This window comes from Mesoflavibacter zeaxanthinifaciens subsp. sabulilitoris (genome assembly GCF_014191595.1).
In the GTDB taxonomy this organism is placed as follows: domain Bacteria; phylum Bacteroidota; class Bacteroidia; order Flavobacteriales; family Flavobacteriaceae; genus Mesoflavibacter; species Mesoflavibacter zeaxanthinifaciens.
In genome coordinates, this window is sequence record NZ_JACHWV010000004.1 from 66465 (window position 1) to 92037 (window position 25573).

Here is a 25573-nt window from a genome sequence, read left to right on the forward strand (position 1 = left end):
GGTTATTGATTTATTTTTAAGACCATTTTTGATTTGTCATATTTTGCTATATCTAGTCTAAATTGTCTGTAGTTTTTGTAGTCTTCTTTAGTATATGCGCCTTTATTGATAAGTAATTCTCTTGTGTATATTAAAGTTTTGTCATCTTTTGATTGGATAGAAGCTTTATATAACCCAAATTTATTTTTTATCTCTATTGGTTCTAACAGAGCTTCTACTGCTATATTTTCTGGCAGTAATATTTCATACTCATCAACATCGTAAAAACCTCTATCTATTTCAAAAGGTAAGTTTCTGGTTTTGTATCTTGGTGGTACGTATGCCATTATATTAAAAATATTAGGACAAAATAACAATCTGTTTCCTGCTTTTGTTGTGTAGTTTTTTGCAGATAATTTTAAATTTTCTTCAAATACAATCTGATCTTTGTTATTGATTAGGTTGATATTTTCTATTTTAAGATTCTTTATATTATCAAAATAATTTTTATAATAAAGTATATTTTCTTTTTCTGTTTGTATATCTAAGCGTTGATATTTTTTATATTGTGTTCCTTGAGATTTTATGCTAACATTAGCTTTAATACTTCCTGTTTGATCAATACTTACACTTGCTAAAGTTGTTTGTTTATTTTCTTTAGGAGCATAACTTTTTGTATGTATTATTTTACCGCCTTCTGGTGTTATTATCAACACATCTCTATCGTCTGTAAAATTAGCTATATAACCAAATGGTGCAGTTTGACTTGTACATTCTAAAGTAATATAATCGTCATTATTAGGTATACTTAAAATGGCATGATTACCTTGTAATGAAGAGAAATCTGAATCGATATCACGTATATCTGAATCGCCATAAACAACAGTATAATACGAGGTTACACCTACATAATCTAATAAGGCTTTTGTGTAATTAGACAGTCCTTTACAGTCTCCATACCCAAGTCTATCTACATCTTCTGCTAACATTGGCTTCCAGCCACCAATACCAACTTGTATACTTATATACCTTGTTTTATTTTGCATGTAGTTATAGACTATTTTGGCTTTTTCAATTGGTGAAGTTGCATCTTTGGTAAGCTCTGTAATTTCTGTTTTAACTTCATCTGGTAGCTCTTGTGTACCAGATAGTAGTTTATCATCCATCCACTTCCCAAAGTCTTGCCAGTTATTATTAACACCTTCTACGCCTAACATGCTAAAGTTTTTTAAAGTTGCTTTGACTGAAGGAACTATTTTTGATAATGACGGACTAAAAGCTTCTCTTGTTACTGCTGGAGCGTTTTCAATCTTATAATTAAAATCTGAAATCTTTTCAGCTTTATATTCTTTTAAATTTGACTCTTTTACTACTACCTCTATAGGTGTATTATTTATTATTTTGTAGGTAGAAAGTTCTGTACTTACATTATAAGCCTCTAAAGGATACCATGACGGAATAAAAGCAGTATTTGTATTAGTTGTCTCGACAGTAAAGTCTACTGTATAAGGATAACTGCTTGGTGTATAATCTAAATGCAATGCACGATTATCATTAAAAATAGAAAAACCATCTGCAACACTAACATCTGAAAAGTCTCGTTTTTTTACAGTTTTAATTTCTCTTCCTAATTGATCATATATAATCGCTTTTATCTTGTTGACATCTTTACCATCATCATAATAAGCTACTGCATTTACGTGTCTATTTCCTGCTTCGTTTAAAACCGTTACTATTCGACGTTTTTTATAAGTAATAACATCTATTGATTCGATAGTAATTTCTACTGAATTTTCTCTAACAATTGCATTAGCATTATCTGTTAGCGCAGTATTAAATAAACTAAACTGTAAGTTACTTTGAGCAAAAAAAGATGTTGAACAAAGCAGAAAGAGCAAGACACTCTTTAAGGTTTTGTAAAAGGGCATTATTGATTAATTTGCGACTAATATATGAATATTAATTCAACAAAAAAACTTATATCAATTTCTGTTTTTCCTTTTAACTATGTATGGTAAAATTAAAATATGAAATAATCCCATTGCTACACCAAAAAACACGCCCATTTTAACTAATTCATTTAAAGTATAATCATTATCTATAACTAAATGAATTAACGAAAAAATAATACCGTTAAATAAAAAAGCTACAATAAATTCTAAAATTTTTCTTTTCATGGTTATTCTTTATTTTTTGTATCTATAAGGATGGTTACTGGTCCATCATTTACTAAAGCAACTTTCATATCGGCACCAAATTGACCTGTTTGAATGGGCTTTTGTAAGTCTGCTTCGCAAGTTTTTATAAAACTTTCGTAAAGCGGAATTGCAACATCTGGTTTTGCTGCTTTTATATAGCTTGGTCGATTGCCTTTTTTTGTACTGGCGTGTAACGTAAATTGACTTACAACTATTACATCGCCATCAATATCTTTTACAGACTTGTTCATTACACCGTTTTCATCAGAAAAAATACGGCAATTTATTATTTTATTGACTAACCAATTAATGTCTTCTTGTGTATCTTCTTCTACAATTCCTACTAATACTAATAGACCTTGTTCTATTTTAGCTACTGTTTGGTTATCTATAGTGACACTTGCTTGATTAACACGTTGTAATACAACTTTCATCTTACTCTTTATCCCAATTATCAGTTCGGTAATGCTCTTCTTCTCCTTCTAAAATCTGAACATAACTTCTATATCTTGATGCTGCGATTTCATCATTTTCTAAAGCATTTTTTACAGCACATTTTGGTTCTTCTAGGTGTAAACAATTATTAAATTTACAATCTTGTTTTAAGGCAAAAAACTCAGGAAAATAATCACCTACTTCTTCTCTTTCCATATCAACAACTCCAAAACCTTTAATCCCAGGAGTATCTATAATTTTTGCATCAAAACTTAAATCAAACATTTCGGCAAAAGTAGTAGTATGTTGTCCTTGCATATGCTGCATGGATATTTCTTTAGTTTTTAAATCTAAAGATGGCTCTATAGCATTTACCAAAGTAGATTTTCCTACACCAGAATGACCTGTAAACATACTTACTTTACCAGACATCATACTTTTTACCTTATCTATATTTTTTCCAGTTTTTGCTGAAATGCCAACACACTCGTATCCTATTTGCCTATACACATGTGCCAAATATCTTACCTCATTTAGTGTATCTTGATCATAAGTATCTACCTTATTAAACAAAAGTACAGCCTTAATATCATAAGCTTCTGCAGTAACCAAAAAACGGTCTATAAAACTAGTAAATGTTGGTGGATTATCTATAGTTACCAACAAAAAAACTTGGTCTATATTAGAAGCTATTATGTGTGTTTGCTTAGACAGATTAACCGATTTTCTTACAATATAATTCTCGCGTTCATGGATTTTATTAATAACGCCGGTTTCTTCGTTATTTTTATCATCTAGTTCAAAATCTACAAAATCTCCAACCGCAATTGGATTGGTACTTTTTATTCCTTTTAAACGGAATTTACCTTTTATTCTACACTCGTAAGTCTGACCTAATTCGGTCTTTACAGTGTACCAGCTTCCTGTAGATTTATAAACGCGTCCTGTCATTTAAGCTAAATAAGTTACAAAATAACAATTTTTAAATTGAAATACGCTAAGGCTTAATCGCTTTTTTAGATGGTAATTTTTCACCATCTGCTACAATAGTTATTAAATAAACACCAGAGTTAAACTGAGATAAATCTAAACTTAAAGGTTGTGATACATTATTAAATTGATGTTGTTGCAAAATTTGTCCCGATAAGTTTGTTACTTGCACTTCAACTTGATTATAATTCTTTAACAGTTGTAAACTAAAAACACCTGTTGATGAAGGATTTGGAAAAAGCTTAGACTTGACTATAGATTTATTGTTTTCTGTAATTTTAGTAACTTTTACAAAGCAACTGTAACAACATTTATAAGTTGTAGATTGATAACCAATTAAAACAACTTCATCCAAAGTATTATCAACTTTTAATATTACTTCAATATTATTTTTATCAGTGATTACAATATTTTTAGTACTGTAACCTAAATACGAAATTGAAAGTGTATCATTTTTTATTGCTTCAATTTTAAATTCACCATTAGCATCAGATGTTGTTCCCCTTTTTGTGCTTTTAACAATAATATTAGCATCTTCAAGTTTGTTTTTACCATCTGTAATAGTTCCTTTTATTGTTTGTGCTTTTGTTATTGTTGAAGATAAAAGCAATAGACTTAAGAGTAATTTTAGTTTCATAATTCTTAGATTATTTATTAGACAACCAAACTTAGCATTAACCTAAAATTTATAAAATCTTAATTGAGGGAATCATTAAAATGAATGAGGGAAAAAACCGAATTAATTATCAATTAATTTGTAATTTAATGTATATTGCCAATTATTAACTTAAATTTTTTTAAATGAAAAAATCATTATTTCTTCTTGCAATCATTGCAATTGCTTTCACATCAATCTCTTTTATTAACAAACCAGCTCAAGTTGAATACAAGGTTGTTACTGCTGTAGAATCTATTGTCCCTAACGGTATTGGTCGTTCTAGAATGATAATGGCTACAGAAGATAAAGACTATCAAGAATTTACCACTTTAAGAAGTGACGACAAAGATAAAGACGAGAAAAACAAATCTAAAAGAAACGAAATAAGAGTTAAAAATTACGAAGAAACTAAACTTTTAAACTTTTATAATTTAGGAGGAATTAGATTTCAAAATATTGCTGCAAATGACGCTGTAATGTCTTCTAAAATTAATGCTATGATTAGTGAAGGTTGGGAATTAGCATTTGTAAATACAGGTGTAGAAAGTGAAGGAGGAAAAGGTGACGGTAAAGGTATTTTTATTACTAGATATACTTTTAAAAGAGTAAAATAATCTTAAAAAACATCATAAATAAAGCCTTTTTCAATTAAGAAAAAGGCTTTATTAATTTTTAAGACTTAATAATCTTCTCTTGATGATTTATAGATTCTTGATGAATAGCTTTAAATAACTTTAAAATAAACTCTTCACTTAATCCTTTTTGCTCGCCTTCTAATACCATTTTTCCTAAAATCTCATTCCAACGCTTGCTTTGTAATACGGCTACGTTTTTTTCTTTTTTAAGCTGTCCAATACCATCTGCTACTTGCATACGCTTTCCTAAAAGCTCGATAATTTGATTATCTACAACATCTATTTTAGCTCTTAAATTGGCTAAGTCTCTATTAAACTCTGCTTCAGGATCGGTTTCTTTTCTAATGCGTAAGTCTTTCATAATTTGCACTAAACTACTTGGTGTAACTTGTTGTGCAGCATCACTCCACGCGTTATCTGGATCAAAATGAGTTTCGATCATTAATCCATCAAAGTTTAAATCTAATGCGGTTTGTGATACGTCAAAAATCATATCACGTTTACCAGTAATATGCGACGGATCGTTAATTAACGGTAAATCCGGAAACTTGGTTTGCAACTCGATAGCCAATTGCCATTCTGGATTGTTTCTGTATTTTGTTTTTTCATACGTAGAAAATCCTCTATGTATTACACCTAACTTTTTAATATCCGCACTTGCTAAGCGCTCTATTGCGCCTAACCATAACGGTAAGTCTGGATTTACAGGATTTTTAACTAACACTACTTTATCTGTTCCTTTTAAAGCATCTGCAATTTCTTGCACGATAAATGGACTAACTGTAGATCTTGCTCCTATCCACAATAAATCAATGTCATGTTCTAGCGCTAATTCTACGTGTGCACGATTAGCAACTTCGGTAGCAGTTTTCAATCCTGTTTCCTTCTTAACTTTTTGTAACCATTTTAAACCTAATGCACCAACACCTTCAAAATTACCTGGTCTTGTACGTGGTTTCCAGATTCCTGCTCTGTAATAGCTTACGTCTGTATCTTTTAGATCGTGAGCGATTTTTAAAACTTGCTCTTCGGTTTCTGCGCTACATGGTCCTGCAATTACTAAAGGATGATCTAATTGTAAATCGTCCAACCATGTTCTTAATTCTTTCTTGTTTTCCATTTCTTTTTCTGAATTTAACCTACCAGGTTGTATTAATGTATTCCGTTTAAAATTTGTTTTATATAATTAGTGTCTTTCATTGCTTTGTAAACCGATTGAAAATCGTCTTCTACAATCATTTGTTTAAACATTGAAAGATTTTGAATATACTCTTCTAAAGTCTCTACGACATTTTGTTTGTTCTGCTCAAAAATTGGCGTCCACATTTCTGGGCTACTTTTTGCAAGTCTAACTGTACTTTCAAAACCAGATCCTGCCATATCAAAAATATCGCGTTCGTTTTTTTCTTTTTCAATTACTGTTTTTCCTAACATAAACGAACTAATGTGTGATAAATGCGACACGTATGCTATATGTTTATCATGCGATTCTGGATTCATGTAACGCATACGCATGCCTATTTTTAAAAACAAATCCAACACTTGTTCTTGTAATTTTGAAGCTGTTTTTTCAACTTCACATATAATATTTGTTTTGTTTTTAAATAAATTTTGAATGGCTGCTTTTGGACCAGAAAACTCGGTACCAGCAATTGGATGTGTTGCTAAAAAGTTACGACGTTTTGGGTGATTATCTACCGCTTTACAAATAGCTTGTTTTGTAGAACCAACATCTATCACTACCGAAAAATCAGACACTTTACCCAATACTTTTGGCAACTCATTTACTGCAACATCTACTGGAATTGCAAGCACTACCAAATCTGCATTTGGTAAATCTTCATAAGTTGCTTTTTGATCAATAACGCCTAATTCTTGCGCTTCTATTAAATGTGCTTCGTTTTTATCAATACCGTAAATGATACAGTCTGGCAACGCACTTTTAAAATCTAAAGCTAAGCTACCGCCAATTAAACCTGTTCCTATGATGTATATATGTTTCATTATAATCTACTAATTGCGTCTTTAATTTGTGCTTCTTTCGCGCAAAGCGAAAAACGGATATAACCTTCGCCTTGCGAACCAAAAACAGTTCCTGGTGTAATAAACACGCTGTTGTTATATAAAATTTGATCTATAAATGCTTCAGACGTTTTACCTTCTGGCAACTTTGCCCAAACAAATAATCCTGTTGCATTTTTATCGTATGTGCAATCTAGTTTATCGGCTAATTGCCAAACAAGTTTGCGTCTGCTTTTATAAATTTCATTTAAACTTTTATACCAAGCAGACGAGCATTTTAAAGCTTCTATCGCACCTTTTTGAATTCCGTAAAACATACCAGAATCCATATTACTTTTTACTTTTAAAACAGCATTGATATACGCTGTATTTCCTAAAACCATTCCAACTCGCCAACCTGCCATATTAAATGTCTTGCTTAACGAATTTAGCTCTAAAGCGACATCTTTTGCACCTTCAACTTCTAAAATACTAATCGGATTATTGTTTAAAATGAAGCTATACGGATTATCATTTATTAATAAAATATTGTGCTTTTTGGCGAATGCGACTAACGTTTCTAAATCGGCTTTTGTTGCTTTTGCACCTGTTGGCATATGCGGATAACTGGTCCACATTAATTTAACTTTACTTAAATCTCGCTGCTCGATAGCTTCAAAATTTGGTAGCCAATTATTGGTTTCATCTAAATTATATTGAATTGGTGTTGCTTGTACCAATTGTGTTACCGAGCTATACGTTGGGTAACCAGGATTTGGGATTAAAACGGCATCGCCTTCATTTAAAAATGCTAAAGAGATGTGCATAATACCTTCTTTGCTTCCCATAAGTGGTAAGACTTCAGTATCTGGATTTACTGCGACATTAAATTCGGTATTATAAAAATCTGCAATTGCTGTTCTTAATTCTGGTAATCCTTGGTAACTCTGGTATTTGTGCGCCACAGGATGCACTAAACTATCTACCAAAACATCAACCACTTGTTTTGGTGGCTCTAAATCTGGACTTCCTATTCCTAAATTAATAATTGGTTTTCCATCTTTAATTAATTGATTGACTTCTTTTAACTTACGAGAAAAGTAGTATTCTTGAACGCTATGTAATCGATCTGCAACTTTCATTATAGTTTTGCGTTTTTATAGGTTCCTAAAATTTTAAAATGTGTTGCCATAATTGTCATAATTGATGCTGCTTTTTCAAAATCTTCATAAGCTTCAAAAGTGACATCGACAAAGAATGAATATTTCCAAGGTGTTTCAATTTTTGGTAAGGATTGAATTTTGGTAAGGTTTAGTTTACAATCGCTCATCACATTTAAAATTGTTGCCAAACTTCCTCTTTTATGGTCTAATTCAAATTTTAATGACGCTTTATTAATTTCGTTTTTATGATTGTTAATTGGTTGCGTATTTACAATAGCAAATCGGGTTTGATTGTGCTTTATGGTTTGAATACTTTCGGCTAAAATGTCTAAGTTAAAAATCTCTGCCGCTAAAGTACTTGCTATTGCTGCAACACCTTTTATTTGCTGCGTCTCAATTTTTCTTGCCACATCTGCAGTATCTTTATCTTCTACCAGTTTGATATGCGGATAGTCTTTAAAAAACGATTTGCATTGTAATAGCGCCATAGGATGACTGTGTACTTCTTTTATATCTGCAATTGTTTGGTTTGATAACGCCATTAATTGATGTTGCACATCCAAATAATGCTCGCCAACAATGTGTAAATTATTATTATCTATTAACGCATAATTTGGCAAAATAGAACCAGCAATTGAGTTTTCTAACGCCATAATTGCTGTCTCTGCGGTATTATTAAATAAGGACGCAACAGTTTCATCAAACGTTAAACACTCTTTTACATGTTGTGTGCTACCGTAATAATTTAACGACACTATATGATGAAAAGAGCCTTTTATACCTTGTATTGCTATTGTTTTTGTCATAAAAAAAAAGTCCCGATTAAATCGAGACTTTGTATTGAATTTATGTTGTTTAAATTACACATATAACGTCTCGTTCTTTTTGTTAAAAAAGAAGTAAAACCAGTTATAATATGTATTTAAAATTGTGTTCATTATTTTTTTGTTATTGCTAAAGTAGACAATTAATTGAAAAATTAAAATACTAAAGCCTGAAATTATGAGTTTTATAACAAGTTTTAAAGATTTTAAAGCAAATAAGCTTTTAAATTAAAGATTGTTTATTTTTGAAGAAACATTTTAGCATGTCAATAAAAGTTGAAAATATCACTAAACAATTTGGAGAACAAAAAGCATTAAACAATGTATCTTTTAGTGTGCAACGTCCAGAAATTGTTGGATTTTTAGGTCCTAATGGTGCAGGAAAATCTACAATGATGAAAATTTTAACCACTTACCTTTCTCCTTCTTCAGGACATGCAGAGGTTAATGGACATGCTGTTTTAACCAACAAAAAAAACGTACAGAAAAGTGTTGGCTACTTACCAGAACACAATCCTTTATATTTAGACCAATACGTGCGTGAGTATTTACGATTTAATGCAAACGTATATAACGTTGACAAATCTAGAGTTGAAGAGGTTATTGAACTTACTGGATTAACACCAGAAGCACATAAAACAATTGGGCAACTCTCTAAAGGTTACAGACAACGTGTAGGGTTAGCCAATGCGCTATTGCATAATCCTGAAGTCTTAATTTTAGACGAACCTACAACTGGTTTAGACCCAAACCAATTGGTAGATATAAGACAATTAATTAAAAGTTTAGGCAAAGACAAAACCGTCTTTTTATCTACACATATTATGCAGGAAGTAGAAGCTATGTGTGACCGTGTTATTATTATTAATAAAGGTGAAATTGTTGCCGATAAAAAATTAAGCGAATTACGCGAAGGACAAGAACAAACCGTTATTGTCGAGTTTGATTACCGCGTAGAAGATGCGTTTTTACTTAAACTTCCGCATGCTAAAAGTGTAAAAAATGTTCACGATTTTATTTATGAAATTGTGTTTGATACAACAACAGATATGCGTGCTCATGTATTTGATTTTGCACATGATAATGAGTTGAAGATTCTTCAGTTAAATCAGAAAAATGCTAGTTTAGAAAGTTTGTTTAGGGAATTGACGAGTTAAACTGAATTAACTTAAAGTCTTTTTGTAAATTCTTATTGACACTAATTACACTAATTTACACAAATACATAATGTGTTTTTAATTGTGTCCAAAACAACATCTATACAATTTTAGATTCCGGCTTTCGCAGGAATGTTACTCAAAAATAACACGACCATCAAATTGCTCGGTCACATCAATAATTGGTGGAGTATTGACTGCAATCACATTTCCTGTGCTTACTAGGTTTGCTTTAAGTTCTTGTTGCGGATTTACAATAATATCGTTACTTCCACGATGATAAATAGTCACGTTTTGCGCCACAAGGTATCGTCCTTGAAAACGTCCATCTCCTGATGCATGACTTATATTTAAATGTTCTGTAGTACCAGAAATTATATTTGTTGTTAGATTGTTAATTACCACTCTTAATGTTGTGCAATTAACTTCTAAATTAAAATTACCTACGTTATAAAAATCTCCACCATAATCTTCAGACAGTAATTTTAATTCCTCAAAATTTAAAACGCCAACGCTATGCACATCTAAAGTACTACTATTTCTAATTTCGGTTAGGTTTGGAACAGTAACGTGTACTTTTGTAATACCGTAATCTCTGGTTAAATTACATGTATTGTTATCTTTTAAAATCAATCGGTCGTTTTGTACATAAACCTCAACATCATTAATTAAGTTTTCACCGGTTTCTACTAAAACACTTCGTGTTGCTCCTTGCGTTATAAATAACTCAACATCTTTATATACGGTGATTTTAGAAAATGTACCAACTTCAAAAGTTTGCTGAATGATATCTCCTGCACTTTGAAAACAGTCTGGTGCATCTTCTTGATTGCATCCAAAAACAAAAAATAGGGTAATTATGTATAGTATTTTTTTCATTTTTTTACTCTTTACTTTATCGTCAAACGCTAACCATTGGTTTTACCTGCGTTAGCGATTAAGGTTTTGTCGGAGCTCTTTTTGTGTTGTTGCACATATGCAACACGAAAAAGCGACTACCGAAAGCGCGACCCTTGTGGTAACGCCCAAATTTTATAATCTAATTCCAACTCCAAATTCTACAGCTTCTGCTTTTGCACCATGAGATTTTAGGGTTAATGCTCCAAAAATTTTATCTCCAAAATAACGTTTTAAACCAACACGACTGTAGACACGACCTTCAAAATCGAAAGGGTAATACACGTAATAACCTAACTGCGTCACTAAGGACGTTTTGCTAATAAACAACTCATGCCCAACAAATGCACCAATACGTTTGTAATCTTCGTCTCCGCTAACATTATCTAAAGGAAAAGCTACTGACTTATACTCGATATGCTTCTTTAGAAAGTTTGAAAAAAACACATCTGTTCCTAATTGGATGGCGCTTTTACGATTTAATCTTTTATCTGCATAAGCAGACACAATGTAAAATGCGTATTGACCAGAATTGATGATATCGCTCTCGTTTACACCTGTTCTAAAAGCGAAGTTGTATTTAATTTTTTCGGTAAAGGTTTTGTCTTCTGTATTTGGGATATATTCTGGTAATTGATCTGCATCCAATACATAATTTACACCTAAATTAAATGTAATACTGTTTATTGAACTGTTTGGCGCTTTTACATTAGCGTTAGAATAATGGATTAAAGATAATCCTGTTTGTAACCCTAAACCTTTAAACAAGTTTTCTTTTTTGTAGTTAAGCATCAAATATGTCGAGCTTAATAAATGTGTCCCAAACGCATTATTACGGTAATTTTCTACTTTGTCGTAAGGATTGGTGTTGTAGGCTAATCCTTGACCAATCCTAAACATTAAATGTCTTTTTAAAAAGTAGAAATTATAATGAGCGTATAACCCAAAATTGTTTCCTAAAGTTTTATTCTGAAGGTTTTGATAGATAAAAGACGCGCCATAATCCGGATAATTATACCTGCTTTGCCATGCTTGACCGCCAAAGGTTTTTTGGTTATAACTTAATATAACACCAGTTGGATGACCTTTAATTAAATGCGAAATATCAGTATTATGTTCTGCTATATTTCCATAAAAGTAATTGACATCTAAAGAGAATGGTCGCTTGTCTTCCTGAGCAAAAATTAATGTTGTAAAACAACAACAAATTAGGGCTAGTTTTAGTTTCATCTTAATAATTAATGAAACAAAAGTAATGGTTTTTTAAAATACTGATTTTATTAATCAAATAAATCTGAAGATAAGTATCTATCTCCTCTATCACATATAATCACAACAACTGTTCCTTGGTCTAAATTTTTAATCAATTTTAATGCAGTTGCTACAGCGCCACCACTACTCATTCCTGCAAAAACGCCTTCTTCTTTTGCTAACCGTTGTGTCATTGCTTTAGCTTCTTCTGTACTAACTTCAAAAACTTGATCTACTTTGTTTTTATCAAATATTGTTGGCACGTAAGCTGGTGACCATTTTCTAATTCCTGGGATTTTTGATCCATCGGTAGGTTGCGCACCAACTATGTTGATGTTATTATTTTTTTCTTTTAAAAAAGTAGATGTACCCATAATGGTTCCTGTTGTTCCCATTGCAGATACAAAATGTGTTACTTCTCCGTTAGTATCTCTCCAGATTTCTGGACCTGTAGTTTTGTAATGTGCTTTCCAATTGTCGTTATTCTCAAACTGATTTAATAGTGTATATCCTTTTTCATCACGAAGTTTAAAAGCCACATCTCTTGAGCCTTCAATACCGTCTTTAGCAGATGTAAGAATGACTTCTGCACCATAAGCTTTCATCGTTTTCACTCGTTCTTCAGTAGAATTTTCAGGCATGATTAATTTCATTTTTAAGCCTAATAAGTTTGCTATAAAAGCTAATGCTATTCCTGTATTACCGCTTGTTGCTTCTACTAAAGTATCTCCTTTTTTTATATCTCCTCTTTTTAAAGCTTCGTTTATCATGTTATAAGCCGCTCTATCCTTAACACTAGCACCAGGATTGTGTCCTTCTAATTTAAAATATAAGGTCACGTTTTTATTTGGGTTGATACTTATGGACTTTACTAAAGGCGTGTTTCCTATAAGGTTTATGATACTTTTATTACTCACTTTTTGTTCTGATTTTATATTCTTTTTTATAGGTTAACGTTGAATTTTGAGGAACATTTTCTGTTACACATACATTAGCACCTATAATGGTATTAGAGCCAATAACAATATCGCCTAACACTGTAGCATTGGCATAAATAACCACATTTTTTTCTAAAGTTGGATGTCTTTTTGTATCTGCAAGACTTTTTAATACATGTAATCCGCCAAGTGTAACACCTTGATAAATTTTCACTTCATCCTTTATGATTGTGGTTTCTCCTATTACAATTCCTGTACCGTGATCTAAGAAAAACGAATCGCCAATAGTTGCTCCTGGATGAATATCTATACCTGTTATACCATGCACATATTCACTCATCATTCTTGGTAAAATCCTAACACCAAGTTTTAATAACTGATGACTTAAACGGTGTATTGAAATTGCATAAAAACCTGGATATGCTAAATAGATTTCTTCTACGCATTTATTTGCAGGGTCATTATCTTGAAAAGCTTTTGCATCTAAATGCAATTTTTCTCTAATTGAAGGCAGACTTGAGTTGAAATCATTCCAAATTTGAGTTGTATCATTTACTCCTAAAGCTGTAGTTATTTCTAAAAATTTTTCTTCTAAAAATTGAGAATCCTCAGCTTGTTCGTCAAACATAAAGTAGTAAAGTCTTTTGGTAAAAACTTCTACTTTATCTTTTAATCTTACGTTTATTGTTAAAGCCATTAAAGTGTTTATCTAACAGCTACAAAGATAAAGCTTAATTAACTAGCGGCTTGTTTATATTTTGTTAAGGCTTCTTTATTTAAGTTTGAGTATTGAAAAATAGGTTTTAAAATTTTTGAAAGCTGCTCAAACTCTATTAAAAACGCATCATGACCATGTATTGATTTGATTTCTGAAATAGATATATTTTCTTTTTTAGGTTTTAGTTGAATATAGGTATCCCAGTTATGATCTGACAAAAACAAACCATCTGTATTTATCGTTATTAGATGAATTTGTCCTGATATTTTTGAAGCTTTGCTAATAAACTCCTCTTCTGTTTTGGCAACTTCAATGGTTTTTAGCAAATGATTCATCAATTTATAGGAAGACAATTGAAACCTATTTTTTAATGTATTACCATGATATTGCAACCAATTTTCTATTGCATAATAATTAGCTTCTTTTAGATTATTAAATTTATGATTGAAAGATGTTGCTGTGCGATAAAATGTCATAGCATGCATACGCGCATCTTCTATTGGTCGATTAGAATTATTTAAAATATTATCTTGAATAAAAACATTACCTATCAACCAATCGTCTGCTTTCCAATGACTAGCGACAACAACTATATTATCAAATAGATTTGGATTGTTTACTGCCAAATGCCAAGTAATACCGCCACCTAAAGAGGTACCAATTACAGTATGTATGCTGTCAATATTTAGTGTATAAAGTCCTATTTCAAAGATTTTTGCAATATCATTTACTGTAAAATCTTTATAGTTATCTATTAGATTTTCTTCTTTACTATCAAAGCCATTACCTGGTATATTAAAACATAAGATTGTATATTTTTGGGTATCAATTATGTTTTGGTCGCCTACAACATCGTTCCACCAACCATTTATTCCTGTTACATTTGAGTTTCCGGTTAATGCATGATTAATAAGAACTATTGGTGCTGTGTGTAAAGCTTGCCCAAATATTTGATATGTTAAGTCTATTGATTTTGTTTGACCGTTGCTTAACGCAAAGTCATATATTGATATATGTTGTAATTTTCTCATAATTGCAGATTTTTTAAAATAGACTTCGCACTTCACTTTTTCATATAAAATGCGAAGCTATTTCTTACTAATAACTAAAAATAAAACATGCTATTTTTAAGCCAATACTGACTTTTCTACAACATTAAAAGCTTCTTTTAAATCAGCTTTTAAATCTTCAATATTTTCTAAGCCAACAGATAGTCTAATTAAGTCTTTTGTAACACCTGTATCTTCTTGAGACACATCACTAAGTTGTTGATGTGTTGTACTAGCTGGATGAATAATTAATGATTTTGAGTCTCCAAAATTTGCTACTAAATCAAACAGTTTAGTTGTATTTACTATTTTTTTTGCAGACTCATAACCGCCTTTTACTCCAAAAGTTAACACACCACTTTGTCCTTTTGGCAAATACTTTTGTGCTAAAGAATAGTACTTACTGGTTTCTAAACCTGGATAGTTTACCCAATTAACTTCTGGTTGTTCTTGTAACCATTTGGCTAGTTGTAGTGCATTATCACTATGCTTACTTAAACGTAATTCTAAAGTTTCTAATCCTTGTATGATTTGAAACGCATTAAACGGACTTAAAGCACTACCGTAATCACGCAAACCTTCTATTCTTATTTTTGCAATAAATGCAGCAGCACCAATAGCTTCGCTATATACTAATCCATGATACCCTGGTGATGGTTCTGTAAATTCTGGAAATTTACCATTTGTCCAATCAAATGTTCCTGCATCAATAATAATTCCTCCTAATGAAGTCCCATTACCTGAAATGTATTTTGTTAAAGAATGAATAACAATGTTTGCACCATATTCTATTGGGTTTAATAAATATGGCGTTGGCACTGTATTATCAACAATTAATGGTACTTTGTGTGCTTTTGCTACTTTAGAAATACTTTCTAAATCTAAAACATCTAATTTTGGGTTTCCTAAAGATTCCACAAAAATAGCTCTTGTATTTTCTTTTGTAGCTTTACTAAAATTATCAGGATCTGAAGGATCTACAAAAGTAGTCGTTATACCATGTCTTGGCAAGGTTACACTTAATAAATTATACGATCCACCATAAAGACTATTTGAAGCAACAATGTGGTCTCCTGCCTTAAGTAATGTTAGTAATGTAGTTGCTATTGCAGATGTACCAGAAGCTGTTGCTACTGCAGCAATACCGCCTTCTAAAGCAGCTAATCGTTGTTCTAAAACATCTGTTGTTGGATTGTTTAATCTAGTGTAAATAAACCCAGGAACTGACAGATTAAATCTTCCTGCTGCGTCATCTGCATTATCAAAAACATATGCTGTGTTTTGATAAATTGGGACTGCTCTTGTTCCTCCATGTTGACTAACATCATGTCCTGCGTGCAACGCTTGGGTTGCAAATTTTTGTGTACTCATTTTTCTAAGTTTTTGAGTTAATAAATAATTAAACCAAAAGCCAAATAAGCCTCGTAAGAAGCGTACTTAATAGAAAAATGTTATAAGAAAAATAGTAATTACAGATGAGTAATTACGTGTTGGTTATCTATCCGAGAATGCGAGAAATGATTCGCACTTTCAAGTAGAATTTAGCACCTTCTTAGTAAGTCTAAGGGTTGCTAAGGCTTCATTGGGTCTATTCCCTCTGCCTTTCTTGATAACATTTCAGTAAGTTATTGAACTTTGTGAGCACAAATATTCAAATACAAAAACTTAAAATCCAAATAATTTATACTAAAATTTTTAAAAAAGATGAAAATCACTATTGGTTTTCTTGCAAAAACTTCTCTCTAATCACCTGATCTACAGGCTTGTTTTTAACTTTACTTTCTAACCAAGAAATTATGTCTAAATATAAAAATGCACGACGTTCAAAAGGGTGATTTTCATAAACTTTCAACTTTTCAAGTAAAGATTTAAATGCTTTTTTAATGTCTTGTGGATAAATATCTTGCAAATTTCTAATAAATTTTATCATCTCTTTTTGCACTTCGTGCAACTCATTCATTTGTATTAAAAATTTATAAGTTGTACGCAATAAAGTTTCTAAATGATAATCTAAACCAGCTTCATAATGCGCGACTAAATTTAAAACTCTAGAAAAACATAACAAATCTTCTCTCATAGTTAAAGATTTGTTTGAAATTATTTTATCTAAATAAAAAATGCATGCTTTATTATTACCAGACCCAAAATGTAAGCTAGCAAATTTGTAATAGAAAACCATGGTATGATGCTCGTCAATCCTATCCTTAAAACGCTCTAATTCTTTATCAATTTCTGGGATTAATTCTACACCTTCTTTAAAGCTTCCATCAATAAAAAAAGAATTGATTTTATTTAAATTAAAGTACAAAAACGAAAGTGCTTCTACATTTTCATCTTTAGGGAATTTTTTATCTTCTATAACTGCTTGAAATTTATTTAAAGCTTCGTCAAATTTATTTTTGTTTTTTATAAAAAACAGTGATTCTAACAAGTAGTTATTTCCTTTTAAGAAGAAAACAGGATTTAGGCTTATCATTGAAGGATTTTCATAAAAAAGATCAACCCACTTTAAGGCATATTTATAACAGTTTTTAAAATCCTGTAATAAAAAACTGTACCACAAATAAGCGTTATACAACCATAATTTTTCTCTAAATCCTAAATCTTTTATTTTGTATTTAGGCAATCTAGCTTTAAAATAATCACTAACCTCATTACCTTCTGCTTCACTTTTTACATAGCCAGTTTTAAGAATAATACTATAAAGCTGAAGTGATAGATTTGACAACTTACTTGCTATCATGTTTTGAGTACTTAACTCTTTTGCTTGAACAGTTAACTCATCTGCCCTACTACTGATACTTCTGGTTATGTATTGAGATTCTATAACTTTTTCGAATTCTACAATTTCATAAGCTAAGTTTTTTTCTTCATTTTGTACGGCTAGCTCTTTGGCTTTATCCAATATTTTTAGACTCTGTTTATAGAGTCCTTTATGATATAAAATAGAGGCAAAATCTAACTGTTCTCTAATTTGAGAACGTATGTTTTGATGAGATGGGCTTAACTTAAGACTTATTAAAATTTGCTTATATAAATGTGCTTTGACATTGGCTAATTGCTGTTTTTTAATTTCAGTAGATTTTAAAATTGCAATTTCATCATACACTTTTAACTTATCTAAGACATTAAAAAGGTTTAAAAATTTAGAGTCACTATTTACTCCTAACCTACCTACATACAATTTAAATTGACGTTTTTCTGACTTAGTTAAAGATTTAACTAGTATAAATAAATTATCTTTTTGGTCTTTAGTCATCAATTAACATGTTATTTAACTTGCTTACTTACAAGCTCTTATGTTTGTTTTTAAAAACTGAACATCGTAAGATATCAATTAGCCATTATGTGTTAGACATACCAAAGTATAAATTAGTAAGTCAATAGAAAAATAATTCTCTCTTAAAATGTCTAAAAACACAATTCAAATATTTGATACTACACTTAGGGACGGAGAACAAGTCCCAGGTTGTAAATTAAATACAGAACAAAAAGTAGTCATTGCAAAGCAACTAGACTTACTTGGTGTTAATGTAATAGAAGCTGGATTTCCTGTATCTAGTCCTGGCGACTTCCAATCGGTAGAAGCAATTTCTGAAATTGTAAAAAATGCTACTGTTTGTGGCTTGACAAGAGCTGTAGAAAATGATATTAAAGTTGCTGCAGAAGCTTTAAAAACTGCAAAAACACCAAGAATCCACACAGGAATTGGCACTTCAGATTCTCATATAAAATTCAAATTTAAATCAAACAGAGACGCTATTATTGATCGTGCTTTTGAAGCGGTTAAGTATGCAAAATCCTTTGTTGAAGATGTCGAATTTTATGCAGAAGATGCTGGTCGTACAGAAAACGAATATTTAGCACGTGTTTGCGAAGCTGCCATAAAAGCTGGCGCAACAGTTTTAAATATTCCAGACACAACAGGCTATTGCTTACCTAGTGAATATGGTGCAAAAATAAAATACTTAAAAGAAAATGTAAAAGGCATTGAAAATGCCATACTTTCTTGTCATTGCCATAACGATTTAGGTTTGGCAACAGCAAATTCTATAGAAGGCGTAATTAATGGTGCAAGACAAATAGAATGTACTATAAATGGTATTGGCGAACGTGCTGGCAACACTGCTTTAGAAGAAGTTGTTATGGTTTTAAAACAACATCCATATCTTAATTTAGACACTTCAATCAATACAAAACACCTTTACGGCATCAGCCAATTGGTAAGTGAAAATATGGGTATTTACACGCAACCAAATAAAGCTATAGTTGGCGCAAATGCGTTTGCACATAGCTCTGGAATACATCAAGATGGCGTGATTAAAAATCGTGAAACTTACGAAATCATTGACCCAAAAGACGTTGGTGTAACCGAAAGCGCAATTGTTTTAACAGCTCGTAGCGGAAGAGCTGCTTTAGCATACCGAGCTAAAAATGTCGGTTACGAATTAACAAAGCTTCAGTTAGACGACGTGTATGCTAACTTTTTAAGTTTTGCAGACAGAAAAAAGGAAATTAACGATCACGATATACACCAAATCATAGAAACAAGTAAAGTATATCAACAAATTAAAAGCGCTTAGTACAAAATAAACATTAAAGTTAATGAGCAAAAAAACATTATTTGATAAAGTTTGGGACGCGCATGTGGTAGATGCAATAGAAAATGGTCCGCAAATTTTATATATAGATAAACATTTAATACATGAAGTTACAAGTCCGCAAGCTTTTAATGAGTTAAAGGCGCGTAACATTCCTATTTTTAGACCTAATCAAATTGTTGCAACAGCAGATCACAATACACCAACAGTAGATCAACATTTACCTGTTAAAGACGATTTATCAAGAAAACAATTAAAACAACTTTCAGAAAATTGTAAAGCTAACAATATCACTCTTTACGAGTTAGGTCATAAATACAATGGTATTGTTCATGTTATGGCACCAGAACTTGGTATTACTCAACCAGGAATGACCATAGTTTGTGGCGATAGTCACACTTCAACTCATGGTGCATTTGGATCTATCGCTTTTGGTATTGGCACAAGCCAAGTTGCACAAGTATTTGCTAGTCAATGCCTATTATTAACCAAACCAAAAAGCTTAAGAGTTACCGTTAACGGAACACTAAAAAAAGGTGTTTTACCTAAAGATGTTATTTTATACATCATCGCTCAAATAGGCACTAATGCTGGAACTGGTTACTTCTGCGAATATGCTGGTGATGTATTTGAAAATATGTCTATGGAAGGCAGAATGACAGTTTGTAATATGAGTATTGAAATGGGCGCACGTGGCGGAATGATTGCTCCAGACCAAACTACTTTTGACTATGTAAAAGATAGAGAATTTGCTCCAAAAGGAAAAGATTTTGAAGACAAAGTAGCCTATTGGAAAACTTTACCTACAGACGAAGGTGCTGTTTTTGATAAAGAATACACCTTTAATGCTGAAGATATCGAACCCATGATTACCTACGGTACAAATCCAGGAATGGGAATAAAAATCACCGATAACATACCGCAATTAAATGATGCGTCTTTTGAAAAATCTTTAAAATACATGGATTTTAAAAAAGGTGAAAGTCTGATTGATAAAACCATTAATTACGTGTTTATTGGTAGCTGCACCAACTCAAGAATTGAAGATTTTAGGATTGCTGCACAATATGTAAAAGGTAAACAAAAAGCAGACAATGTAACTGCTTGGTTAGTTCCAGGAAGCAAACAGGTAGAATCTCAAATTATTGAAGAAGGCTTAAAAAGTATTTTTGAAAATGCTGGTTTTAAGTTACGCCAACCTGGTTGTAGTGCTTGTTTAGCAATGAATGACGATAAAATTCCGGAAGGCGAATACTGTGTATCGACTTCAAATAGAAATTTTGAAGGTAGACAAGGTCAAGGATCACGTACTATTTTAGCAAGTCCATTAGTTGCTGCTGCAACAGCTATTGAAGGAAAAATTATTGATGTAACCGCAACCAATTTTGTTGCTGAAGAGATTTAAGTCATGGAAAAATTTACAACATTACAATCTACAGCTATTCCATTAGCGATAGAAAATATAGATACCGATCAAATTATACCTGCGCGTTTTTTAAAAGCTACAGACCGTAACGGTTTTGGCGAAAATGCGTTTAGAGATTGGCGTTTTAATAAAGATGGATCTGTTAATACAGATTTTGCATTAAACCAGAAAGAATACAGCGGAAGCATATTGGTTGCTGGTAATAATTTTGGTTGTGGCTCTAGTAGAGAACATGCTACTTGGGCTTTGACAGATTACGGTTTTAAAGTTGTGGTCTCTAGTTTTTTTGCAGATATTTTTAAAGGAAATGCACTTAACAATGGGTTATTACCTGTTCAAGTTAGTGACGATTTTTTAAAAGTCCTTTTAAATGAAATTAAAGAGAATCCTAAAACCGAATTAATTGTAAATCTTGAAAACCAAACGATAAGCGTTGCCAACACTTCGTTTAAAGAACATTTTGAGATTGACCCTTATAAAAAAACATGCTTAATTAATGGTTATGATGATATTGACTATTTATTAAGCAAAAAAGAATTAATCACTCAGTTTGAAAACCAACGTAGCTAGTTAGCCTGCGTTAGCGATTGAACGGTATGTTTGAGCGCCTCGCAGAGCGCGAGTAGTGAAAGCGCGACCCGATAGGGAAACGCCCAAAAACAATAAATTAACTAACAAAAAGCAAAAATTGCTTTAAAATATATACTATGAAATTAAATATTGCAGTTTTATCTGGTGATGGTATTGGACCAGAAGTTACGCATCAAGCTATAAAAGTACTTAAAGCTATTGCTCAAGAGTTTGACCATAGCTTTAGATTTAAAGAAGCGCCTGTTGGTGCTATTGCGATTGACCAAACTGGTAATCCTTTACCTGACGATACTTTACAACTTTGTGAGGCTAGTGACGCTATTTTATTTGGCGCTATTGGTGATCCCAAATACGATAATAATCCTAGTGCTAAAGTTAGACCAGAACAAGGGTTACTTAAATTAAGAAAATCTCTTGGTCTTTACGCTAACATTAGACCTGTTAAGGCTTACGAGACTTTATTAGACAAATCGCCTTTAAAAGAAAACGTTATTAAAGGTACAGATATTAGCATTTATCGCGAGTTAACTGGCGGTATTTATTTTGGTGAAAAACAATTAAGCGAAGACGGACAAGTAGCTTCAGATTTATGCGAGTATTCTCGGGAAGAAATTGAACGTATTGCACATTTAGCATTTAAAGCTGCTCAAAGCCGAAAGAAAAAAGTGACTTTAGTAGATAAAGCTAATGTTTTAGAAACATCACGTTTATGGAGAAAAGTGGTTACTGAACTAGCTAAAGATTATCCTGATGTAGAATTAGACTTTTTATTTGTAGATAATGCAGCAATGCAAATGATTTTAAATCCAAAACAATTTGACGTGATCTTAACCGAAAACTTGTTTGGCGATGTAATTAGTGACGAAGCTAGCGTTATTGGCGGAAGCATTGGTTTATTAGCTAGCGCTTCTGTTGGAAATAAACATGCTATGTTTGAACCAATTCATGGTTCTTATCCTGAAGCAACAGGTAAAGGCATTGCAAATCCTATTGCTTCAATTTTAAGTGCTGCAATGTTACTTGAACATTTTGGTCTTTACAAAGAAGCAAATGTTATTAAAGCTGGTGTAGAAAAATCGTTACAATTGCATGTAACAACACCAGATTTAAATGATAATTTTGATCATATCACAACGTCTAAAGTTGGAGATTTTATAGAAGATTTTATCCATAATCCTAAGGATAGTAATTTAAATTTTACTAATATTCACTTAGGACAATCCACAATTATTTAAGTTTTAGTATTTAATTTGGAGTCTATGAAGCACCTTGAAAAAGGTGCTTTTTTTTACACTAAAAACTGAAATAACTCTGGTTTATTATTTAAGTAATCACCATAAAAATTATAAAGTTTCATTTTTGTAATTAAAGGTTCTAAATCGTCTGCCGATTTTAGCTCTACTCCTACTACTGCTGCACCATTTTCTCGATTCGTTTTTTTGGTATATTCAAAGTGAGTAATATCATCATTTTCTCCTAAAATATCTACAACAAACTCGCGTAATGCGCCAGCACGTTGTGGAAAGGTCACGATAAAATAGTGTTTTAGATTAGCATGTAACAAGGCACGTTCTTTAATTTCGGCAGTCCTAGTAATGTCATTATTACTTCCGCTTACTACACAAATCACATTTTTACCTTTTATTTCTTCTTTAAAATCATCTAAAGCAGAAATACTTAAAGCGCCAGCAGGTTCAACTACTATTGCGTCTTTATTATACAAATCTAAAATGGTTTGACACACCTTACCTTCAGCAACCGTTACCATTTGATCTAAATTAGACTTACAAATTTCAAAATTCAAATCACCAACGCGTTGTACTGCTGCGCCATCTACAAACTTTTCGATGTGATTAAGTTGTGTGTTTTTTTGATTTTCAATCGACGTTTTCATTGATGGCGCGCCTAAAGGCTCGACACCAATAATTTTTGTTTGCGGCGATAATTCTTTAAATACTGATGATAATCCAGCTGATAATCCGCCACCACCAACAGGTACAAATACATAATGAATTGGATGATGTGCTTGGTCTATAATTTCTAACCCAACGGTAGCTTGACCTTCAATTACCTTTTCATCATTAAATGGATGAATAAATGCTTTTGAAAGTCGCTCGCATTCTTTCATCGCTAGATGATAAGAATCGTCAAAAGTATCGCCTGCAAGAACAATATCGATATACTCTTCTCCAAACATTTTTACCTGCTCCACCTTTTGTTTTGGCGTTGGAGCAGGCATATAAATAGTACCTTTGATTTTTAATAATTTACACGACAATGCTACACCTTGTGCATGATTACCAGCACTAGCACAAACAATACCATTTTCTACTTCAGAAGCTGATAATGAAGACATTTTATTATAAGCGCCTCTAATTTTATAAGATCGTACTTGCTGTAAATCTTCACGTTTAAACATGATATTACTGTCAAATTCTTTAGAGTATCTAAAGCTTGATGTTAGTGGCGTAACCGCTGCAACATCTCGTAATTTTTCGGCTGCAGCTTCTACTGCTTTTAATTTAGGAAAATAGGTTGTTTGCGTTTGCATTAGTTTGTTTTTAAGCTAAAACACTTTCTTCTTTAGCTTCGGTTTTTATCACTTTCATTGCGGTCATTGCGGCACGAAGACGTTTACCAACGGTTTCTATTGGATGATTTCTAATAGCGTCATTCACTTTGATTAATTCGATATTATCAACGCCTGTTTTTGTTGAAAATGACTTTCCAATTACTGATGTATCAACAGTTTTCATAAAATCTGCTAATAACGGTTTGCACGCATGATCAAATAAATAGCAACCATACTCTGCAGTATCTGAAATGACGCGATTCATTTCAAATAACTTCTTTCTCGCAATAGTATTTGCTATTAATGGCAACTCGTGTAACGATTCGTAGTAAGCAGAATCTTCGATTATTCCTGCGCTTACCATAGTTTCAAAAGCAAGTTCTACACCAGATTTCACAAATGCGACTAACAACACACCATGATCAAAATACTCTTGTTCTGTGATGTGATCTAAAGTTAATTCGGTTTTTTCAAAAGCAGTTTCACCAGTAGCAGCTCGCCACTTTAATAGATTAACATCATCATTTGCCCAATCTTCCATCATGGTTTTAGAGAAATGACCAGAAATGATATCATCCATATGTTTTTCAAATAACGGACGCATGATGGTTTTTAATTCTTCAGACAATTCAAATGCTTTAATTTTTGAAGGATTTGACAATCTATCCATCATGTTTGTAATACCGCCATGTTTTAAAGCTTCAGTAATAGTTTCCCAGCCAAACTGAATTAATTTTGCTGCATAACCAGCGTCAATTCCTTCGGCAACCATTTTGTCAAAAGACAAAATTGCTCCTGTTTGCAACAAGCCACATAATATGGTTTGCTCGCCCATTAAATCAGATTTTACCTCAGCCACAAAAGACGATTCTAAAACGCCTGCTCTATCGCCACCTGTTGCAACTGCGTAAGCTTTTGCTTGCGCCCAACCTTTATTTTCCGGATCGTTTTCTGGATGTACAGCAATTAATGTTGGTACACCAAAATCACGTTTGTACTCCTCACGCACTTCGGTTCCTGGACATTTTGGCGCGACCATAATTACTGTAATATCATTACGGATTTGCGTACCTTCTTCAACGATATTAAATCCATGCGAGTAGCTTAACGTTGCGCCTTTTTTAATTAAAGGCATTACTTGGTTAACTACATCTGAATGTTGCTTGTCTGGTGTTAAGTTTAACACCAAATCTGCTGTTGGGATTAAGTCTTCGTAGGTCCCAACATTAAAACCGTTATCGGTTGCATTTTTGTACGACGCACGTTTTTCATCAATTGCTTGTTGGCGTAAGGCGTAAGAAATATCTAAACCAGAATCTCTCATGTTCAATCCTTGGTTTAATCCTTGTGCGCCGCAACCTACAATGACTATTTTTTTATCTTTTAATACAGCTACGCCATCTTCAAATTCTGAAGCGTCCATAAATCTGCATTTTCCTAATTGTTCTAATTGTTTTCTTAATGGTAATGTGTTAAAATAATTTGCCATT

The 25573-nt window shown here is 32.1% G+C and carries 24 protein-coding genes and 1 riboswitch; of the genes, 6 read left to right on the plus strand and 18 right to left on the minus strand.

Annotated elements, in window-relative coordinates:
• Positions 1-2: 2 nt before the first annotated feature.
• The 5 genes from FHS04_RS06875 to FHS04_RS06895 are packed head-to-tail and all read right to left on the minus strand — an operon-like array spanning position 3 to position 4239.
• A complete protein-coding gene (locus tag FHS04_RS06875; RefSeq protein ID WP_106680114.1) occupies positions 3-1907 on the minus strand; it encodes a DUF3857 domain-containing protein in 1905 nt (634 codons plus the stop codon).
• Positions 1908-1961: 54 nt separating this feature from the next.
• Positions 1962-2156 (minus strand): hypothetical protein, encoded by a 195-nt coding sequence (locus FHS04_RS06880; RefSeq protein WP_027881085.1) that lies wholly within the window; start codon positions 2154-2156, stop codon positions 1962-1964.
• A gap of 2 nt (positions 2157-2158) precedes the next feature.
• Positions 2159-2611 (minus strand): D-aminoacyl-tRNA deacylase, encoded by a 453-nt coding sequence (gene dtd, locus FHS04_RS06885; RefSeq protein ID WP_106680112.1) that lies wholly within the window; start codon positions 2609-2611, stop codon positions 2159-2161.
• Position 2612: 1 nt separating this feature from the next.
• The gene (gene rsgA, locus FHS04_RS06890) at positions 2613-3563 is read right to left on the minus strand and encodes a ribosome small subunit-dependent GTPase A (RefSeq protein WP_106680110.1); all 951 of its coding nucleotides are present in this window, start codon (positions 3561-3563) and stop codon (positions 2613-2615) included.
• A 46-nt stretch (positions 3564-3609) separates the two neighbouring features.
• The gene (locus FHS04_RS06895; RefSeq protein WP_106680108.1) at positions 3610-4239 is read right to left on the minus strand and encodes a carboxypeptidase-like regulatory domain-containing protein; all 630 of its coding nucleotides are present in this window, start codon (positions 4237-4239) and stop codon (positions 3610-3612) included.
• A 164-nt stretch (positions 4240-4403) separates the two neighbouring features.
• On the opposite strand from FHS04_RS06895, the gene FHS04_RS06900 reads away from it, so the two are divergent.
• Positions 4404-4874, plus strand: a complete 471-nt coding sequence (locus FHS04_RS06900) for a hypothetical protein (protein WP_106680106.1) — start codon at positions 4404-4406, stop codon at positions 4872-4874.
• 58 nt (positions 4875-4932) lie between these two features.
• On the opposite strand, the gene FHS04_RS06905 is transcribed toward FHS04_RS06900, so the two are convergent.
• Genes FHS04_RS06905 through FHS04_RS06920 form a run of 4 tightly spaced genes read right to left on the minus strand, consistent with a single transcriptional unit; the run spans position 4933 to position 8865 of the window.
• Positions 4933-6015: a bifunctional 3-deoxy-7-phosphoheptulonate synthase/chorismate mutase type II gene (locus FHS04_RS06905; RefSeq protein ID WP_106680104.1), complete on the minus strand. Its 1083-nt coding sequence runs from the start codon at positions 6013-6015 to the stop codon at positions 4933-4935.
• 32 nt (positions 6016-6047) lie between these two features.
• Entirely contained in the window at positions 6048-6899 is an 852-nt protein-coding gene (locus FHS04_RS06910; protein WP_106680102.1) for a prephenate dehydrogenase, read from the minus strand.
• Complete coding sequence (locus FHS04_RS06915) at positions 6899-8041, minus strand: pyridoxal phosphate-dependent aminotransferase (protein WP_106680100.1); 1143 nt, start codon at positions 8039-8041, stop codon at positions 6899-6901. Before FHS04_RS06915 ends, FHS04_RS06910 begins: the two co-directional genes overlap by 1 nt.
• Positions 8038-8865, minus strand: a complete 828-nt coding sequence (locus FHS04_RS06920) for a prephenate dehydratase (RefSeq protein ID WP_106680098.1) — start codon at positions 8863-8865, stop codon at positions 8038-8040. The genes FHS04_RS06915 and FHS04_RS06920 overlap by 4 nt, the downstream gene beginning before the upstream one ends.
• A gap of 281 nt (positions 8866-9146) precedes the next feature.
• Here FHS04_RS06920 and gldA point away from each other — a divergent pair, with 281 nt between their 5' ends.
• Complete coding sequence (gldA, locus tag FHS04_RS06925) at positions 9147-10040, plus strand: gliding motility-associated ABC transporter ATP-binding subunit GldA (RefSeq protein ID WP_106680097.1); 894 nt, start codon at positions 9147-9149, stop codon at positions 10038-10040.
• 135 nt (positions 10041-10175) lie between these two features.
• Here gldA and FHS04_RS06930 read toward each other — a convergent pair whose 3' ends face one another.
• From FHS04_RS06930 to FHS04_RS06960, 7 genes are all read right to left on the minus strand, one after another.
• Positions 10176-10919, minus strand: a complete 744-nt coding sequence (locus tag FHS04_RS06930; RefSeq protein WP_106680095.1) for a head GIN domain-containing protein — start codon at positions 10917-10919, stop codon at positions 10176-10178.
• Between the two features lie 153 nt (positions 10920-11072).
• Complete coding sequence (locus FHS04_RS06935) at positions 11073-12167, minus strand: acyloxyacyl hydrolase (protein WP_106680093.1); 1095 nt, start codon at positions 12165-12167, stop codon at positions 11073-11075.
• 50 nt (positions 12168-12217) lie between these two features.
• Complete coding sequence (gene cysM / locus FHS04_RS06940) at positions 12218-13105, minus strand: cysteine synthase CysM (protein WP_106680091.1); 888 nt, start codon at positions 13103-13105, stop codon at positions 12218-12220.
• A complete protein-coding gene (gene epsC, locus FHS04_RS06945; RefSeq protein WP_106680089.1) occupies positions 13098-13823 on the minus strand; it encodes a serine O-acetyltransferase EpsC in 726 nt (241 codons plus the stop codon). The genes cysM and epsC overlap by 8 nt, the downstream gene beginning before the upstream one ends.
• Positions 13824-13861: 38 nt before the next feature.
• A complete protein-coding gene (locus FHS04_RS06950) occupies positions 13862-14875 on the minus strand; it encodes an alpha/beta fold hydrolase (protein ID WP_106680087.1) in 1014 nt (337 codons plus the stop codon).
• Positions 14876-14971: 96 nt separating this feature from the next.
• Complete coding sequence (locus tag FHS04_RS06955; protein WP_106680085.1) at positions 14972-16264, minus strand: O-acetylhomoserine aminocarboxypropyltransferase/cysteine synthase family protein; 1293 nt, start codon at positions 16262-16264, stop codon at positions 14972-14974.
• A gap of 120 nt (positions 16265-16384) precedes the next feature.
• Positions 16385-16509: riboswitch (SAM riboswitch) on the minus strand.
• 98 nt (positions 16510-16607) lie between these two features.
• On the minus strand, positions 16608-18152 hold the full coding sequence (locus FHS04_RS06960; protein WP_106680083.1) for a hypothetical protein: 1545 nt from the start codon (positions 18150-18152) through the stop codon (positions 16608-16610).
• A 148-nt stretch (positions 18153-18300) separates the two neighbouring features.
• Between FHS04_RS06960 and FHS04_RS06965 the strand changes: the two genes are divergently transcribed.
• From FHS04_RS06965 to leuB, 4 genes are all read left to right on the plus strand, one after another.
• Positions 18301-19476, plus strand: a complete 1176-nt coding sequence (locus FHS04_RS06965) for a 2-isopropylmalate synthase (RefSeq protein WP_106680081.1) — start codon at positions 18301-18303, stop codon at positions 19474-19476.
• Between the two features lie 22 nt (positions 19477-19498).
• Positions 19499-20899 carry a 3-isopropylmalate dehydratase large subunit gene (gene leuC / locus FHS04_RS06970; protein ID WP_106680079.1) on the plus strand — a complete coding sequence of 467 codons (1401 nt, stop codon included), beginning with the start codon at positions 19499-19501 and terminating at the stop codon, positions 20897-20899.
• A gap of 3 nt (positions 20900-20902) precedes the next feature.
• A complete protein-coding gene (gene leuD, locus FHS04_RS06975; RefSeq protein ID WP_106680077.1) occupies positions 20903-21490 on the plus strand; it encodes a 3-isopropylmalate dehydratase small subunit in 588 nt (195 codons plus the stop codon).
• 137 nt (positions 21491-21627) lie between these two features.
• On the plus strand, positions 21628-22746 hold the full coding sequence (gene leuB / locus FHS04_RS06980) for a 3-isopropylmalate dehydrogenase (protein WP_106680075.1): 1119 nt from the start codon (positions 21628-21630) through the stop codon (positions 22744-22746).
• 53 nt (positions 22747-22799) lie between these two features.
• Here the strand turns inward: leuB and ilvA are convergent, their stop codons facing one another.
• Both ilvA and ilvC read right to left on the minus strand, forming a co-directional pair.
• Complete coding sequence (gene ilvA / locus FHS04_RS06985; RefSeq protein ID WP_106680073.1) at positions 22800-24062, minus strand: threonine ammonia-lyase IlvA; 1263 nt, start codon at positions 24060-24062, stop codon at positions 22800-22802.
• A gap of 10 nt (positions 24063-24072) precedes the next feature.
• Positions 24073-25572: a ketol-acid reductoisomerase gene (gene ilvC / locus FHS04_RS06990; RefSeq protein ID WP_106680071.1), complete on the minus strand. Its 1500-nt coding sequence runs from the start codon at positions 25570-25572 to the stop codon at positions 24073-24075.
• Between the last annotated feature and the right edge of the window lies 1 nt (position 25573).

What these genes read in the sequence shown, in the direction of transcription:
- FHS04_RS06920 (WP_106680098.1), bottom strand. Translation starts at nt 8,865, where the DNA reads ATGACAAAAACAATAGCAATACAAGGTATAAAAGGCTCTTTTCATCAT.
- rsgA (WP_106680110.1), bottom strand. Translation starts at nt 3,563, where the DNA reads ATGACAGGACGCGTTTATAAATCTACAGGAAGCTGGTACACTGTAAAG.
- gldA (WP_106680097.1), top strand. Translation starts at nt 9,147, where the DNA reads ATGTCAATAAAAGTTGAAAATATCACTAAACAATTTGGAGAACAAAAA.
- leuB (WP_106680075.1), top strand. Translation starts at nt 21,628, where the DNA reads ATGAAATTAAATATTGCAGTTTTATCTGGTGATGGTATTGGACCAGAA.
- dtd (WP_106680112.1), bottom strand. Translation starts at nt 2,611, where the DNA reads ATGAAAGTTGTATTACAACGTGTTAATCAAGCAAGTGTCACTATAGAT.
- ilvA (WP_106680073.1), bottom strand. Translation starts at nt 24,062, where the DNA reads ATGCAAACGCAAACAACCTATTTTCCTAAATTAAAAGCAGTAGAAGCT.
- FHS04_RS06905 (WP_106680104.1), bottom strand. Translation starts at nt 6,015, where the DNA reads ATGGAAAACAAGAAAGAATTAAGAACATGGTTGGACGATTTACAATTA.
- leuC (WP_106680079.1), top strand. Translation starts at nt 19,499, where the DNA reads ATGAGCAAAAAAACATTATTTGATAAAGTTTGGGACGCGCATGTGGTA.
- leuD (WP_106680077.1), top strand. Translation starts at nt 20,903, where the DNA reads ATGGAAAAATTTACAACATTACAATCTACAGCTATTCCATTAGCGATA.
- FHS04_RS06950 (WP_106680087.1), bottom strand. Translation starts at nt 14,875, where the DNA reads ATGAGAAAATTACAACATATATCAATATATGACTTTGCGTTAAGCAAC.
- FHS04_RS06875 (WP_106680114.1), bottom strand. Translation starts at nt 1,907, where the DNA reads ATGCCCTTTTACAAAACCTTAAAGAGTGTCTTGCTCTTTCTGCTTTGT.
- FHS04_RS06955 (WP_106680085.1), bottom strand. Translation starts at nt 16,264, where the DNA reads ATGAGTACACAAAAATTTGCAACCCAAGCGTTGCACGCAGGACATGAT.
- FHS04_RS06965 (WP_106680081.1), top strand. Translation starts at nt 18,301, where the DNA reads ATGTCTAAAAACACAATTCAAATATTTGATACTACACTTAGGGACGGA.
- FHS04_RS06880 (WP_027881085.1), bottom strand. Translation starts at nt 2,156, where the DNA reads ATGAAAAGAAAAATTTTAGAATTTATTGTAGCTTTTTTATTTAACGGT.
- FHS04_RS06935 (WP_106680093.1), bottom strand. Translation starts at nt 12,167, where the DNA reads ATGAAACTAAAACTAGCCCTAATTTGTTGTTGTTTTACAACATTAATT.
- epsC (WP_106680089.1), bottom strand. Translation starts at nt 13,823, where the DNA reads ATGGCTTTAACAATAAACGTAAGATTAAAAGATAAAGTAGAAGTTTTT.
- FHS04_RS06895 (WP_106680108.1), bottom strand. Translation starts at nt 4,239, where the DNA reads ATGAAACTAAAATTACTCTTAAGTCTATTGCTTTTATCTTCAACAATA.
- ilvC (WP_106680071.1), bottom strand. Translation starts at nt 25,572, where the DNA reads ATGGCAAATTATTTTAACACATTACCATTAAGAAAACAATTAGAACAA.
- FHS04_RS06910 (WP_106680102.1), bottom strand. Translation starts at nt 6,899, where the DNA reads ATGAAACATATATACATCATAGGAACAGGTTTAATTGGCGGTAGCTTA.
- FHS04_RS06960 (WP_106680083.1), bottom strand. Translation starts at nt 18,152, where the DNA reads ATGACTAAAGACCAAAAAGATAATTTATTTATACTAGTTAAATCTTTA.
- FHS04_RS06930 (WP_106680095.1), bottom strand. Translation starts at nt 10,919, where the DNA reads ATGAAAAAAATACTATACATAATTACCCTATTTTTTGTTTTTGGATGC.
- FHS04_RS06900 (WP_106680106.1), top strand. Translation starts at nt 4,404, where the DNA reads ATGAAAAAATCATTATTTCTTCTTGCAATCATTGCAATTGCTTTCACA.